This is a genomic window from Ruegeria sp. BC2 (assembly GCF_056539245.1).
In genome coordinates, this window is sequence record NZ_JBQFUQ010000001.1 from 1,255,607 (window position 1) to 1,268,382 (window position 12,776).

13 protein-coding genes and 2 tRNA genes are annotated in these 12,776 nt (G+C 60.6%); 9 read left to right on the forward strand and 6 right to left on the reverse strand.

What is annotated here, in order from left to right; genetic code table 11:
* Positions 1–42: 42 nt before the first annotated feature.
* A complete protein-coding gene (gene gltX, locus ACR0CU_RS06175) occupies positions 43–1,449 on the forward strand; it encodes a glutamate--tRNA ligase (RefSeq protein ID WP_170446224.1) in 1,407 nt (468 codons plus the stop codon).
* A gap of 114 nt (positions 1,450–1,563) precedes the next feature.
* A complete protein-coding gene (gene gltA, locus ACR0CU_RS06180) occupies positions 1,564–2,859 on the forward strand; it encodes a citrate synthase (RefSeq protein ID WP_170338439.1) in 1,296 nt (431 codons plus the stop codon).
* Positions 2,860–2,897: 38 nt separating this feature from the next.
* Here the strand turns inward: gltA and ACR0CU_RS06185 are convergent, their stop codons facing one another.
* Positions 2,898–3,968, reverse strand: coding sequence for a PA0069 family radical SAM protein (locus ACR0CU_RS06185; protein WP_170446226.1), 1,071 nt, complete (start codon positions 3,966–3,968; stop codon positions 2,898–2,900).
* Between the two features lie 277 nt (positions 3,969–4,245).
* On the opposite strand from ACR0CU_RS06185, the gene ACR0CU_RS06190 reads away from it, so the two are divergent.
* Together ACR0CU_RS06190 and ACR0CU_RS06195 are read left to right on the forward strand one after the other, a co-directional pair.
* A complete protein-coding gene (locus tag ACR0CU_RS06190) occupies positions 4,246–4,944 on the forward strand; it encodes a corrinoid protein (protein WP_093962188.1) in 699 nt (232 codons plus the stop codon).
* A 175-nt stretch (positions 4,945–5,119) separates the two neighbouring features.
* Positions 5,120–5,791 carry a DUF1638 domain-containing protein gene (locus ACR0CU_RS06195; protein WP_170446229.1) on the forward strand — a complete coding sequence of 224 codons (672 nt, stop codon included), beginning with the start codon at positions 5,120–5,122 and terminating at the stop codon, positions 5,789–5,791.
* 25 nt (positions 5,792–5,816) lie between these two features.
* Here the strand turns inward: ACR0CU_RS06195 and ACR0CU_RS06200 are convergent, their stop codons facing one another.
* Positions 5,817–6,227: a SufE family protein gene (locus tag ACR0CU_RS06200; protein WP_170373320.1), complete on the reverse strand. Its 411-nt coding sequence runs from the start codon at positions 6,225–6,227 to the stop codon at positions 5,817–5,819.
* Positions 6,228–6,365: 138 nt separating this feature from the next.
* Here ACR0CU_RS06200 and ACR0CU_RS06205 point away from each other — a divergent pair, with 138 nt between their 5' ends.
* The gene (locus ACR0CU_RS06205) at positions 6,366–6,890 is read left to right on the forward strand and encodes a hypothetical protein (RefSeq protein ID WP_170446232.1); all 525 of its coding nucleotides are present in this window, start codon (positions 6,366–6,368) and stop codon (positions 6,888–6,890) included.
* 8 nt (positions 6,891–6,898) lie between these two features.
* On the opposite strand, the gene rnd is transcribed toward ACR0CU_RS06205, so the two are convergent.
* The 3 genes from rnd to purM all read right to left on the reverse strand — a co-directional run bounded on the left by rnd (position 6,899) and on the right by purM (position 9,809).
* Entirely contained in the window at positions 6,899–8,056 is a 1,158-nt protein-coding gene (gene rnd / locus ACR0CU_RS06210) for a ribonuclease D (RefSeq protein WP_170367186.1), read from the reverse strand.
* A 113-nt stretch (positions 8,057–8,169) separates the two neighbouring features.
* Positions 8,170–8,766 (reverse strand): phosphoribosylglycinamide formyltransferase, encoded by a 597-nt coding sequence (gene purN / locus ACR0CU_RS06215; protein ID WP_093962193.1) that lies wholly within the window; start codon positions 8,764–8,766, stop codon positions 8,170–8,172.
* Complete coding sequence (gene purM / locus ACR0CU_RS06220; RefSeq protein WP_170446234.1) at positions 8,763–9,809, reverse strand: phosphoribosylformylglycinamidine cyclo-ligase; 1,047 nt, start codon at positions 9,807–9,809, stop codon at positions 8,763–8,765. The genes purN and purM overlap by 4 nt, the downstream gene beginning before the upstream one ends.
* 106 nt (positions 9,810–9,915) lie before the next feature.
* Between purM and ACR0CU_RS06225 the strand changes: the two genes are divergently transcribed.
* Positions 9,916–9,992: transfer RNA gene (locus ACR0CU_RS06225), tRNA-Ile, on the forward strand.
* Between the two features lie 13 nt (positions 9,993–10,005).
* Here ACR0CU_RS06225 and ACR0CU_RS06230 read toward each other — a convergent pair.
* Positions 10,006–11,325, reverse strand: coding sequence for an ATP-binding protein (locus tag ACR0CU_RS06230; protein WP_170446237.1), 1,320 nt, complete (start codon positions 11,323–11,325; stop codon positions 10,006–10,008).
* Positions 11,326–11,369: 44 nt separating this feature from the next.
* On the opposite strand from ACR0CU_RS06230, the gene ACR0CU_RS06235 reads away from it, so the two are divergent.
* From ACR0CU_RS06235 to ACR0CU_RS06245, 3 genes are all read left to right on the forward strand, one after another.
* Positions 11,370–12,284, forward strand: a complete 915-nt coding sequence (locus ACR0CU_RS06235) for an MBL fold metallo-hydrolase (RefSeq protein WP_170446241.1) — start codon at positions 11,370–11,372, stop codon at positions 12,282–12,284.
* Between the two features lie 74 nt (positions 12,285–12,358).
* Positions 12,359–12,433, forward strand: a tRNA-Asn gene (locus ACR0CU_RS06240).
* Positions 12,434–12,523: 90 nt separating this feature from the next.
* Positions 12,524–12,772 carry a hypothetical protein gene (locus ACR0CU_RS06245; RefSeq protein ID WP_170446244.1) on the forward strand — a complete coding sequence of 83 codons (249 nt, stop codon included), beginning with the start codon at positions 12,524–12,526 and terminating at the stop codon, positions 12,770–12,772.
* Positions 12,773–12,776: the final 4 nt, after the last annotated feature.

Sequence of the window (12,776 nt, forward strand, 5' to 3'; positions counted from 1 at the left end):
GACTCTACGCTCAACGCGGTTACCAAAAGGTTAATCACTATAATGTCCGATCAGGTCGTCACCCGATTTGCACCCTCGCCCACCGGCTATCTGCACATTGGCGGAGCCCGTACTGCGCTGTTCAATTGGCTTTACGCCCGTGGTCGAGGCGGAAAGTTCCTGCTGCGGATCGAAGACACGGACCGCGAACGGTCAACGCCCGAAGCGACCGAGGCTATCCTCAAGGGCATGAGCTGGCTCGGGCTCGACCACGACGGAGATGTCATCAGCCAGTTCGAGGGCGCAGCTCGTCACGCCGAAGTCGCGCATCAGCTGCTGGCAGAAGGCAAAGCATACAAGTGCTTTGCGACCCAGGAAGAAATCGCGGCCTTTCGTGAACAGGCCCGGGCCGAGGGCAAGTCGACCCTGTTCCGCAGCCCGTGGCGCGACGCCGACCCCAGCACACACCCCGACCGCCCCTTCGTTGTGCGGATCAAGGCTCCGCAGGATGGCACAACCGTCATCCGCGACAAGGTCCAAGGTGACGTAACCATCCGAAACGATCAGCTGGACGACATGGTCCTCCTGCGTTCGGACGGCACACCGGTCTATATGCTGGCGGTGGTCGTTGATGACCACGACATGGGTGTGACGCATGTCATTCGTGGCGACGACCACCTGAACAACGCGGCGCGGCAGATGATGATCTATGAAGCCATGGGCTGGAAAGTTCCGGTCTGGGCGCACATCCCGCTGATCCACGGCCCTGACGGAAAGAAACTCAGCAAGCGGCACGGCGCATTGGGCGCGCAGGAGTATCAGGCCATGGGCTATCCTGCCGCCGGTATGCGAAACTATCTGGCGCGCCTGGGCTGGAGCCACGGGGACGACGAGTTCTTTACCGATGAACAGGCCAAGGAATGGTTCGACCTGAACGGAATCGGGAAAAGCCCGGCGCGGTTCGATCTGAAAAAGCTCGAGAACTTGTGCGGACAGCACATCGCCATATCCGATGATGCTGCATTGCGGCAAGAAATCGAAGAATATCTGGACGCCGCTGGCCTGCCTGCGCTGACAGAAACACAATCGGGTGATTTGGAACGTGCGATGTATTGCCTCAAGGATCGGGCGCGTACATTTCCGGAACTCCTTGAAAAGGCGCATTTTGCACTGACTTCGCGACCGATCGAGCGCGATGAGAAGGCAGAAAAGGCGCTGAGTTCTGTATCCGACGGTATACTGGATCAATTGACGCCGCAGCTGCAAAATGCTAGCTGGACCCGGAACGAACTGGAGGAGACCCTCAATTCGTTTGCCGAGGCAAACGGGTTGAAGTTCGGCAAGCTGGCTGGCCCCCTCAGGGCTGCGTTGGCGGGTCGGGCCGTCACACCTTCGGTTTTTGACATGATGCTCGTGCTGGGTCGGGATGAGACCATTGCACGGATTTCTGATGCAGCGGCACAGTCCTGACTTCACATTCGGGTAACGCTGCTCCGCTACGACCTGACTCGCGCAGACTTGCGCGATCACCGCCCGTTTTGTCGGTCAGCGAGCCGGCATTCGTATGATTGAGGAAGGGAAAACATGACCGAGAGCAACAAGACAGCGACTCTGACCGTCCACGGAAAAACCTATGAGTTGCCGGTTCATTCGCCAACGGCCGGACCCGACGTAGTCGACATCCGCAAGCTCTACGGTCAGGCCGGCGTGTTCACCTACGACCCGGGCTTCACTTCGACCGCAAGCTGCGACAGCACCATCACCTATATCGACGGTGAAAAGGGCGAATTGCTGCACCGTGGCTATCCGATCGACCAACTGGCCGAGAAATCGCACTTCCTCGAAGTGTGCTTCCTGCTGCTGTACGGATACCTGCCCAAGGCCGACGAACTGGAAGAGTTCGAAACGACCATCACCCGCCACACCATGATCCACGAGCAGATGCACTATTTCTTCCGTGGCTTCCGCCGCGACGCGCATCCGATGGCTACGATGGTGGGCGTGGTCGGAGCCATGTCGGCTTTCTATCACGACTCGACTGACGTGGGCGACGAGCGCCAGCGCGAAATCGCGACGCACCGCCTGATCGCCAAAATGCCGACAATTGCGGCGATGGCATACAAATACTCGATCGGTCAGCCGTTCATCTACCCGCGCAATGACTTGGACTACGCGTCGAACTTCCTGTACATGTGCTTCGCCGTTCCGGCCGAGGACTACGTCGTCAACCCGATCCTCAGCCGCGCCATGGACCGGATTTTCACCCTGCACGCCGATCACGAGCAGAACGCCTCGACCTCGACCGTGCGTCTGGCTTCGTCGTCGGGCGCGAACCCGTTCGCCTGCATCGCGGCCGGTATCGCCTGCCTCTGGGGCCCGGCGCACGGCGGCGCCAACCAGGCCTGCCTCGAGATGCTGGAAGAGATCGGCAGCGTCGACCGCATCCCCGAGTTCATCGAACGCGCCAAGGACAAGAACGATCCGTTCCGCCTGATGGGCTTTGGTCACCGCGTGTACAAGAACTTTGACCCGCGCGCCAAAGTGATGAAGCAGTCGGCCGATGAGGTTCTGGACTTGCTGGGCATCGAGAACAACCCGAAACTGCAGGTCGCCAAGGCGCTTGAGAAACAAGCACTGGAAGATCCGTATTTCGTCGACAAGAAGCTGTTCCCGAACGTCGATTTCTACTCGGGCATCATTCTCGAGGCGATGGGTTTCCCGACCTCGATGTTCACCCCGATCTTCGCGCTGTCGCGCACCGTTGGCTGGGTCAGCCAGTGGAAAGAAATGATCGCCGATCCTCAGAACAAGATTGGCCGCCCGCGCCAGCTGTACCTGGGCGAAACTCTGCGCGACTACGTCGACATCGAAAACCGCTGAGACAGACAAAAGGCCCCGCCATCGAGCGGGGTCTTTTCTTATTGGAACAGTGACAATTGATCCCCGGCCCGCGCAGGCCGTGCAAAGAGGTCGCAACGCAGTTTGGGAGTTGTGGTCGCCAAGCCAAGTCGCGCAATCGCAGACTTGAACCGCTTGGCGACCATTTCGGCGTAGACTCCCTCGCCGCGCATCCGATGCCCCCACCGCGGGTCGTAGTCCCTGCCCCCGTGCATTTCGCGCAACCGCGCCATGACCTTTTCGGCGCGACCAGGCTCGTGTTCGGACAACCACTCCTGCCACAGTTGCGAGACTTCGCGGGGCAACCGTAGCATGATCCAACTGGCCGCATCCGCGCCGGCGTCGCGGCCCGCCTCCAACAGCGCTTCAAGCTCGTGATCGGTCAGTCCTGGAATGATCGGGGACGTCATGACGCGCACGGGAATCCCGGCCTCGGTCAACTTTCGGATCGTGCGCAGCCGACGTTTTAGCGCAGGGGCACGCGGTTCCATCCGCCGCGACAGGCCAGAATCCAACGTGGTCAGCGAGATGCCGACGCGGACCAGCCCGAGGGCGGCCATGGGCGCGAGAATGTCGATATCCCGTTCGATCAAAGCGCCCTTGGTCACGATCGCAACCGGGTGGTTGAAATCTCTCAGAACCTCCAGGCAAGCCCTTGTGATCGAACGTGTTTTTTCGATCGGCTGATACGGGTCCGTATTTGTACCCAGCGCAATCGGCGCCACCTTGTACCGCGCGGACGAAAGCTCGCGCGCAAGCACATCCGGCGCGTTCGGACGTGCGATCAGACGCGTCTCGAAATCCAACCCGGCAGATAGACCGAGATATGCATGGGTGGGTCGGGCAAAGCAGTAGACGCAACCGTGTTCGCACCCGCGATACGGGTTGATCGACCGGTCAAATGGCAGATCCGGTGACTTGTTGTAGGTGATCAGAGACTTCGCGACCTCGTCCCGAACCGAGGTTCGCAAGGGAGGCAGAGGCTCGGGATCCTCCCAGCCGTCATCGACCGCTTCGTGCGCATACGCCTCGTACCGACCAGCGTCGTTCGATACGGCACCTCGCCCGGAAATAGTGTGACGCAATGGCATACGTGTTCCCTCTTTGTTCCTGTAATTCCTAGCATCTGCGGGTTTCCGCGGCAAGTCTGCCATCACAGTTGCCGGCCTTGTCTCAAGCACAGAACCCATGAATACCGCTCAGAAAGATCATGTGAAATTTGGCGTCGAGCGCGGCAAGATTTTCACCTATAGGTCGGTCTCGGAACCGCCGAGGTCGCAATCGTCACAGTCTAACTGCGGCGAAATGGCCAAAACGGGAAAAACAGCCACCAAGGGCGCAAGGCCCGCCAGCTCAGGGAAATGACCCATGTCCGATGAAGAAGACATCGTCCTGTCGGAACTCAACGACGACGAACTCGTCGAACAGATGTTTGATGACCTCTACGATGGTCTGAAGGAAGAGATCGAAGAAGGCGTGAACATCCTGCTGGAACGTGGATGGGCACCTTATGACATTCTGACCAAGGCGCTTGTCGGCGGCATGACTATCGTCGGCCAGGATTTCCGCGACGGCATCCTGTTCGTGCCCGAAGTTCTGCTGGCCGCCAACGCGATGAAGGGCGGCATGGCCATCCTCAAGCCTCTGCTGGCGGAAACCGGCGCTCCGCGCGTTGGCAAGATGGTGATCGGCACCGTCAAGGGCGACATCCACGACATCGGCAAGAACCTCGTCTCGATGATGATGGAAGGCGCCGGTTTCGAGGTTGTCGATATCGGCATCAACAATCCGGTCGAAAACTACCTGGAAGCGCTTGAAACCGAGCAGCCTGATATTCTTGGCATGTCGGCCCTGCTGACGACGACCATGCCGTACATGAAAGTGGTCATCGACACGTTGGTCGAACAGGGCAAGCGTGACGATTACATCGTGCTGGTCGGCGGCGCCCCGCTGAACGAAGAGTTCGGCAAGGCGATCGGCGCTGACGCCTATTGCCGGGACGCGGCGGTTGCGGTCGAAACCGCCAAGGAGTTCGTCTCGCGCAAGCACAACCAACTGGCGGGTTGATCCTGCACGCCTTGTTTTGTCAAAGCCGCCTGTCCGGGCGGCTTTTTCATTTCCGGGCCGTGGCATCACAACGAGCTCGAAACTCAGGAGCCGAGCGTGTGAATCCAAAGGCCGCGAACTTGCATCCGGGGCTTTTTCGCAGTCATTTGACATTGGAACCTTGCGGAGGCGAAACATGCCGCAGCACGACATGCCTGACGACAAACGCCTGACGGAAAAGGGCTTTGACGAGATGGATGCACAGCAAAGCATCCTGTTGATCGCCTGCGGCGCGTTGGCGCGCGAGATTCTGGACCTGAAAACACGCAACGGCTGGGACCACCTTGCTCTGACGTGCTTGCCTGCCATCCTGCATGTCTATCCCGAACGGATCACTCAGGCCGTCGAGGATGCCGTCGCCAAGCATCACGACCAGTATGACCGGATTTTTGTCGTCTATGCCGATTGCGGGACCGGCGGACTGTTGGAGCAGGCCTGTAAACGACTGGGTGTCGAAATGGTGCGGGGACCGCACTGTTATTCCTTCTTCGAAGGTAACGACAAATTCGCCGAACGCGGCGACGATGAGACTACGGCCTTTTACCTGACCGACTTTCTGGCCAGACAATTTGATGCGTTCGTCTGGAAACCGCTGGGGCTGGATCGGCACCCGGAACTGCGCGACATGTATTTCGGAAATTACACCAAGCTGATCTACCAAGCGCAGACAGATGACCCCGAACTGACCCGTCGGGCACAGGAATGCGCCGATCGGATGGGGCTGGAGTTCGAACGCCGTTTTACCGGATATGGCGATCTCGAGACCACGCTGAAAGACTGGGCCGACGCACGCCCCAATTCTTCCTGATTGGCCCCCGAATGGCGAAACCGGCTCAGGCGTTTTCGCGCGCTACGTCTCGGATTCGGTCGATCATCGCACGCACACCGTTCGACCGCTGGGCCGACAGATGTTCATTCAACCCCAATCGGGCAAGCTCGGCCGCGGCGTCGACCTTCTCCACTTCGGCAACGGGCAAACCGTTGTAAAGCGAACGCAATACAGCGATCAGACCGCGCACGATCAGCGCGTCGCTGTCGCCGTCAAACCGAAAAACACCATCTTCGATCACCGGATGAAGCCAGACCTGACTGGCGCAGCCATGGACTTTGGTTGCCGGCACCTTCAAGGCGTCATCCAGCGGCTCCATCGCCTTGCCCTGCTCGATCACGTGGCGGTACCGGTCTTCCCAGTCCTCAAGGAACTCGAAATCCTCGACAATCTCCTCAAAGGCAGGCGTGGCCATGAACGTGGGTCCTCTGGTTGCGGTTCTGGTTCTGACCTAAGTCGCTCGATGTCCGGTGTCCACCCCCATGGGCGGCTTTTCAAACGACCGAAAGTAGGCTAACCCAGTGCGGGTAATACCTTGCAAAGCTTTGGGTCCATGCAAAAAACTGTTTCCGTCCTTCTTGTCGTCCTGTTGACCCTGTCCGCCTGCAGCCGCTGGCGCGATTCCCGGGCAAACCCGTCGAACTGGTTCGGGAACAGCACCCCTGCCCCGGTTGAGACATCGGCCAGCGACGCAGATGCGCTGGTGCCGAAGCAAAGCTCGGGCCGGGGACTGTTCGCGCGCCCTGAACCCGAAGATACCAGCGTACCGATCACCACCATCACCGAGCTGCGGATCGAACCGAACGCCTCGGGGGCAATCGTTGTCGCGCAAGGCACCGCCTTCCGCCAGGGCGCCTATGACGCAAAGCTCACCTTCGTCGAATCCGAGGAAAACCGGAAGAACGGCGTTATGGAGTTCGTTTTCCGCGTGAACTACCCGACCTATGCTACTGCGCAGGGGCCCGAACGTACGCGTGAAGTGACCGATGCGGTCAATGTCAGCCGTCAGGACCTTGAAGGCATTCGTCTGATCCGCGTGGTTGGTCAGCAGAACGCCCTGGAATCGCGTCGGCGCTGAAATCGATCTTACAGGGGGACGACCTGAACAGTTTGTCCCTTCGCTGCCAAGGCAATCTCGCCTCTGCAGAGTTTGAGCGCGTCCTCGCCAAAAACCTCGAACCGCCAGCCGGACATCGCAGCAACGTCACGGTCCCCAGCCGCGATCTGATCCAGCTCCGAGCTGGTCGCGATGAGCTTGGCCGCGACCCCTGCGGTTTCCGTCTTTGACTTCAGCAATACCCGCAGCAGGTCAGCCAGCGCGGGGTTCACCTTGATCTTGTCCCGGCTGTTGTCCACCCGCGGAAGATCCTCAGGCGGGCAATTCACACCGGCCTGAACGGCGGCCAGAATACCGTCGGCGATGGCACCTTTGCGCGCTTCGCGCAGCAGCAAACGCGAGCTGCCCAGATCAGCATGCGTGCGTGGTTTGGTCGACGCCAGTTCGACCAGCGCATCATCCTTGAATACACGGCTGCGTGGCACGTTGTTCTGCTGGGCATATTCCTCACGGAACCGGGCAAGCTCCCGCACCACCGCAAGGAACTTGGCCGAGTTGGTTCGGGTCTTGACCCGCCGCCATGCCTCTTCGGGGCGGATGTCATAGGTTGCCGGATCGGTCAGAACGCGCAACTCCTCCGCTACCCAATGGCTGCGCTTGGACTTCTCCAGCTCGGCGGCCAGATGTTCATAGATTTTGCGCAGATGCGTCACGTCCGCCAGCGCATAGGTCTGCTGGGCCTCGCTCAGCGGGCGCCGCGACCAATCAGTAAACCGCGAGGTCTTGTCCAGACCCTGTTTGCAGATTTTGCGAACCAGCGTTTCATAGCCAACCTGTTCCCCGAAACCACAAACCATTGCAGCGACCTGCGTGTCGAATAGCGGCTTGGGGAAAATACCGGCTTCCACCCAGAAAATCTCAAGGTCCTGGCGGGCGGCATGGAAAACTTTGACGACGTTTTCGTTCTGGAACAATTCGTAAAGCGGCTCAAGCGACAGTCCTTCTGCCAGCGGATCGACCAATACCGCGCTGTCCTCGTCTTCAGAGGGCACGGCCAACTGGACCAGACATAACTTGGAGTAGTAGGTCCGCTCGCGCAGGAATTCGGTATCGACGGTCACATAGGGGTGTTGGGCGGCAGCCTTGCAGAAGTCAGCCAACTCTCGCGTGGTTTTGAGGGTCTTCATGCGCTTGCTAATCTTGCTCTTGCTCTGGTCATTGCCCGTTGGTTTCTTCTGCCCCGAGCGCTTGGCCAGACAATAGGCCGAATTGGCCGCTCATGTAAATCTCTGGCGCAAGATCAGGGGAGTAACACCGGTGCGCGATCGCCACGGGCAAAGCGCTCCAGAACCGCCGGATACAGCTTGTGTTCCCAGGCCAGCACCTTCCGAGCAAGCGAATCCGGGGTGTCGCCGGGTTCGACCGGAACTCGGGCCTGACCCAGGATCGGGCCATCATCCAACGCCGCGGTGACCTCGTGGACGGTGCAGCCATGTTCTGCATCTCCGGCGGCTATGGCGCGGGCGTGGGTGTTCAACCCTTTGTATTTGGGCAGCAGCGAGGGGTGGATATTCAGCATCCGCCCCTGAAAGCGGGACACGAAATCGCCAGTCAGCACGCGCATGAACCCCGCCAGGCAGACGATGTCTGGCTGCGCCTCGAGCAGCGGCTTGCACAGCTCGGCCTCAAATGCGGCGCGGTCACCGCCGAACGGTCGGTGATCGACCACGGCTGTGGCAATCCCGCGATCCGCCGCCTTGGCCAAGCCGCCCGCATCAGCATTGTTCGACAAAACCAGACAGGGGCGCGCCGGGTGGTCGCCGGTCATGCTGTCGACCAGCGACACCATGTTCGACCCGCCCCCGGAAATCAGGATGGCGACGCGCTTGTGGCTCACAGCAGCTTGCCTGCGTAGCTGACGCCCGCCTCTTCGGTAACTGTCCCAATGCGAGCGACGGTCTCACCGGCATCAGAAAGTGCAGCGGTCAGATCATCGGCGCGGTCGGCGGCGCAGACGACGATCATGCCGATCCCGCAGTTGAAAGTCTTGAGCATTTCCGACTCGGCGATGCCCCCGGTTTCCGCCATCCAGCGGAACACCGGCGGCAGATCCCAGGCGGTCAGGTCGATCTGAGCCCCCAGATCATCGGGCAGCACGCGGGGCAGGTTCTCGGTCAGCCCGCCGCCGGTGATATGCGCCAGCGCATTGACGCCACCGGCCCGGATCGCGGCCAGGGCGGGTTTGACGTAGAGCCGCGTGGGCGTCAGGAGCGCCTCTCCCAAAGGCCCGTCACAGAACGGTGAATCCGCATCCCATCCCAGTCCCGAGATCTCGACCAGCTTGCGCACCAGTGAGTAGCCATTGGAATGCACCCCGTCCGAGGCCAGCCCCAGCAGAACATTCCCGGCCTGCACACCGGCGGGCAGATCGCTGCCGCGCTCCATCGCGCCGACGGCAAACCCGGCCAGGTCGAAATCGCCATCGGGGTACATCCCCGGCATTTCGGCGGTCTCACCCCCGATCAAGGCACATCCCGAGCGGACACAGCCCTCGGCGATGCCCTCGATGATCCGCGCTGCGGTGTCGGTGTCCAGCTTGCCAGTTGCGAAATAGTCCAGGAAGAACAGCGGCTCGGCCCCCTGGCAGATCAGGTCGTTCACGCACATGGCCACCAGGTCGATGCCCACGCCATCGACCACGCCGGTGTCGATAGCGATCCGCAGTTTGGTGCCCACGCCATCGGTTGCGCCCACCAGGATCGGGTCGGAATACCCTGCCCCTTTCAGGTCGAACAGCGCGCCGAACCCGCCAAGGCCGCTCATGACGCCGGGGCGGTTCGTACGCTTGGCGGCGGGCTTGATCCGGTCAACCAGGGCATTGCCCGCATCGATGTCCACACCCGCATCTGCATAGGTGATGCCGTTCTTGCCCGCTGTCATGGCCGTTCCCTCATGAATGCTTTCAGCGCGGGTTAGTCGATTGTGCGCCGCGTTGCAACGGTCAGGCTTGACGCGGCTGTTCTGCGTGGTACGCAAGCGGTCGGGCGGGCCTGTAGCTCAATTGGTTAGAGCAGAGCGCTCATAACGCTTTGGTTGGGGGTTCGAGTCCCTCCGGGCCTACCATATACGGCCGAAATTACCGCCCGATGATGATGTCTGCGCACAAACCGCCCAAGCGTTCGCTTTGTCCCAGGCGCATAACACCGCCGTGGACACGAGCGATATCTGCAACGATCGCCAGCCCGAGGCCAACCCCGCTGCCCTGATTCTGGTTCCGCGACGGGTCCAACCGGCTGAACGGCTTCACCGCCTCGGTCCGCTGCTCGGGCGGGATGCCGGGGCCATCATCCTCAACCCGAATGCGCAGCGATTTGTCAGTCAGGGTCATGCTGACCATCGCGTGCGACCCGTAGCGCACCGCGTTGCCGATCAGGTTTTCCACGGCGCGGCGGATCGCAGTCGGACGCAGCATCACTGCGCCCTGCCCTTCGGGCGGCAGCAACTCGACGCTTTGTCCGGCCCGTTGCGCATCATCCACGATCAAGCGCAAAAGCTCATCCGGACGCACCTCGACCTGCTCGCCCTCGGACGCGCCACGCGAGAAATCAAGGAAGGCATCCAGGAGTGACTGCATTTCGTTCACGTCCTGAAGCAGCGGCTTGGCATCTTCCTCGGGCAACATCGACAGGCCAAGCTTGAGCCGGGTCAGAGGCGTTCGCAGGTCATGGCTGACACCCGACAGCATCAATGTCCGCTGCTCGATCTGCCGCTCGATCCGGGCACGCATGTCAAGAAACGCGCTGCCAGCGGCCCGCACCTCGACGGCCCCTCCGGGGGTGAACGGCACGACCCGACCGCGACCAAAAGCCTGCGCCGCGTCGGCCAGCCGAGTGATCGGCCGCAACTGATTGCGCATGTACAAGAACGAAATCGAGGTCATGATCACCGCAAAGAACAGCATCGTGACGATCAACTGGTGCGGAGCGACCGTCGACAGACGCCGGCGATCAAAGCCAAGCTCCAAAACACCCAGATGGGTGTTCAAGAACAAAGTCGCGACCTGACTGTCCGGCAACGATACCGCTACGAGGTTCGGCAGCAGCTCTCGAAGATCAGCGTCGATCTGCGGCGCGATGAAATCATACCAGCGTCGCGGTTCAATCGTCGGCGTTTCGTTGATCCCCAGAAAGCGGGCCTGCATGTCCAGCACCCTTAGATCCGGGCGCACCGCGGCCAGCGCCTGCTGTTGGGTTTCGGCACCCTGAATATCTTCCAGAACCAGCCGCACTTCGCGCGACGCCGCGCGGGTCATCTGACCGGTCACATCCTCGAGGTGTTCACGCACGAATGCCACCGACACCACCAACAGAACCACGATCACCGGCAGCACCAGAATCAGGGCCGCCCGGGCATACAAGCTGCGGGGCAAATAGGATTTGAGCCAGCGCGAGGACATGCGCTAAACCTAGCGGGCTGCTCCGCCAAGAGAAAGAGGCCAAGATGCTGCCAGCAGACGATTTCAACCCGAAACCGGGGATCCCTGTCGCCCTGCAGCCGGGCCTCAGGCTCTTGCTGGCCCCGAACCCGTCGCCGATGACCTATCTGGGGACAAATACATACCTCCTGGGCACCAGCGACCTTGCCGTAATCGACCCCGGACCGTTGAGCGACAGTCACATGCAAGCCATTCTGGATGCGCTGCAGCCCGGGCAAAAGATCAGCCATATCGTGGTCACCCACAGCCATCTAGACCATTCGCCGCTGGCTGCCCCGCTGTCAGAGCGGACAGGTGCTCCGATCTACGCCTTTGGCGGGCCACAGGCAGGGCGCAGCGCAATCATGTCTCAACTGGCCGAGCAAGGCCTCGCCGGCGGCGGCGAGGGAATCGACAGGGAATTCCGCCCGGACGTCGAGTTGGCGGGCGGCGACAGGATCGAGGGGGACGGATGGAGCCTTGAGGTCATTCACACGCCGGGTCATCTGGGCAATCACATCGCGCTGGCCTGGGGAGACGTGTGTTTCACCGCAGATCACGTGATGGGCTGGGCCAGTTCGCTGGTTTCGCCTCCGGATGGCGATCTGACAGACTTCATGAAAGCCTGCCACCGGCTACGCGCCCGCGACTGGTCCGTCTTCCATGCTGGGCACGGCGCGCCGATCACAGACCCCTCGGGTCGGCTTGACTGGTTGATCCGCCACCGGCTGGAACGTGAGGCACAAATCCTCGACGCGCTGGCCGAGCGCCCGGGCACAGCCCGGGATCTGGCCCGGCGGATCTATGTCGAAACCCCGCCTGCCCTGCTTCCAGCGGCCGAGCGCAACGTGTTTGCCCATCTGGTGGACCTGACCGGAAAAGACCGCGTCGCCCCCCAAGGCGCCCTATCGGTGCAGACCAGTTTTCATCGCATTTCCTGAACGCACAAAAAATTCGCCCTCGGTGCTTTTCCCCTCTGGACGCCGAAAAACCGGATTGCTATATGCGCCTCAGTTCCGGCGTAGCTCAGCGGTAGAGCAGTTGACTGTTAATCAATTGGTCGTAGGTTCGATCCCTACCGCCGGAGCCAATTCTTCCTCTTAAACCCCTTATTTCCTTGTATTTTGGGGGGTTTGCTGTTCTCCACGACACACATGAGAACACACAAGAGGACACACAGATGGCCCTGCAAACGAAGATCAAGCACATCGACAAGCGTCCGAACGGGGTGCTTCGTTTTCGCCGCCGCTTCCCTAAAGATGTGGCTGAAGCTCTGGGTGAGAATTTCCTTCAGGTGCATGTTCGCAACACGGAGGGGCTTGCCTTCCATAGAGAATACCATGCCATCATGAACGAGTTTGAACGCATCGTGAGAGAAACTCGCGTGCGTTTGGAGGATGAAGGCCGCGACAGCCGAACCACACAATAAAAGT

Coding starts and splice junctions, on each gene's coding strand:
- ACR0CU_RS06190 (WP_093962188.1), top strand. CDS start 4,246: ATGTCCGATGAAGAAGACATCGTCCTGTCGGAACTCAACGACGACGAA.
- ACR0CU_RS06205 (WP_170446232.1), top strand. CDS start 6,366: ATGCAAAAAACTGTTTCCGTCCTTCTTGTCGTCCTGTTGACCCTGTCC.
- ACR0CU_RS06195 (WP_170446229.1), top strand. CDS start 5,120: ATGCCGCAGCACGACATGCCTGACGACAAACGCCTGACGGAAAAGGGC.
- ACR0CU_RS06200 (WP_170373320.1), bottom strand. CDS start 6,227: ATGGCCACGCCTGCCTTTGAGGAGATTGTCGAGGATTTCGAGTTCCTT.
- ACR0CU_RS06245 (WP_170446244.1), top strand. CDS start 12,524: ATGGCCCTGCAAACGAAGATCAAGCACATCGACAAGCGTCCGAACGGG.
- ACR0CU_RS06185 (WP_170446226.1), bottom strand. CDS start 3,968: ATGCCATTGCGTCACACTATTTCCGGGCGAGGTGCCGTATCGAACGAC.
- rnd (WP_170367186.1), bottom strand. CDS start 8,056: ATGAAGACCCTCAAAACCACGCGAGAGTTGGCTGACTTCTGCAAGGCT.
- ACR0CU_RS06230 (WP_170446237.1), bottom strand. CDS start 11,325: ATGTCCTCGCGCTGGCTCAAATCCTATTTGCCCCGCAGCTTGTATGCC.
- gltA (WP_170338439.1), top strand. CDS start 1,564: ATGACCGAGAGCAACAAGACAGCGACTCTGACCGTCCACGGAAAAACC.
- ACR0CU_RS06235 (WP_170446241.1), top strand. CDS start 11,370: ATGCTGCCAGCAGACGATTTCAACCCGAAACCGGGGATCCCTGTCGCC.
- gltX (WP_170446224.1), top strand. CDS start 43: ATGTCCGATCAGGTCGTCACCCGATTTGCACCCTCGCCCACCGGCTAT.
- purM (WP_170446234.1), bottom strand. CDS start 9,809: ATGACAGCGGGCAAGAACGGCATCACCTATGCAGATGCGGGTGTGGAC.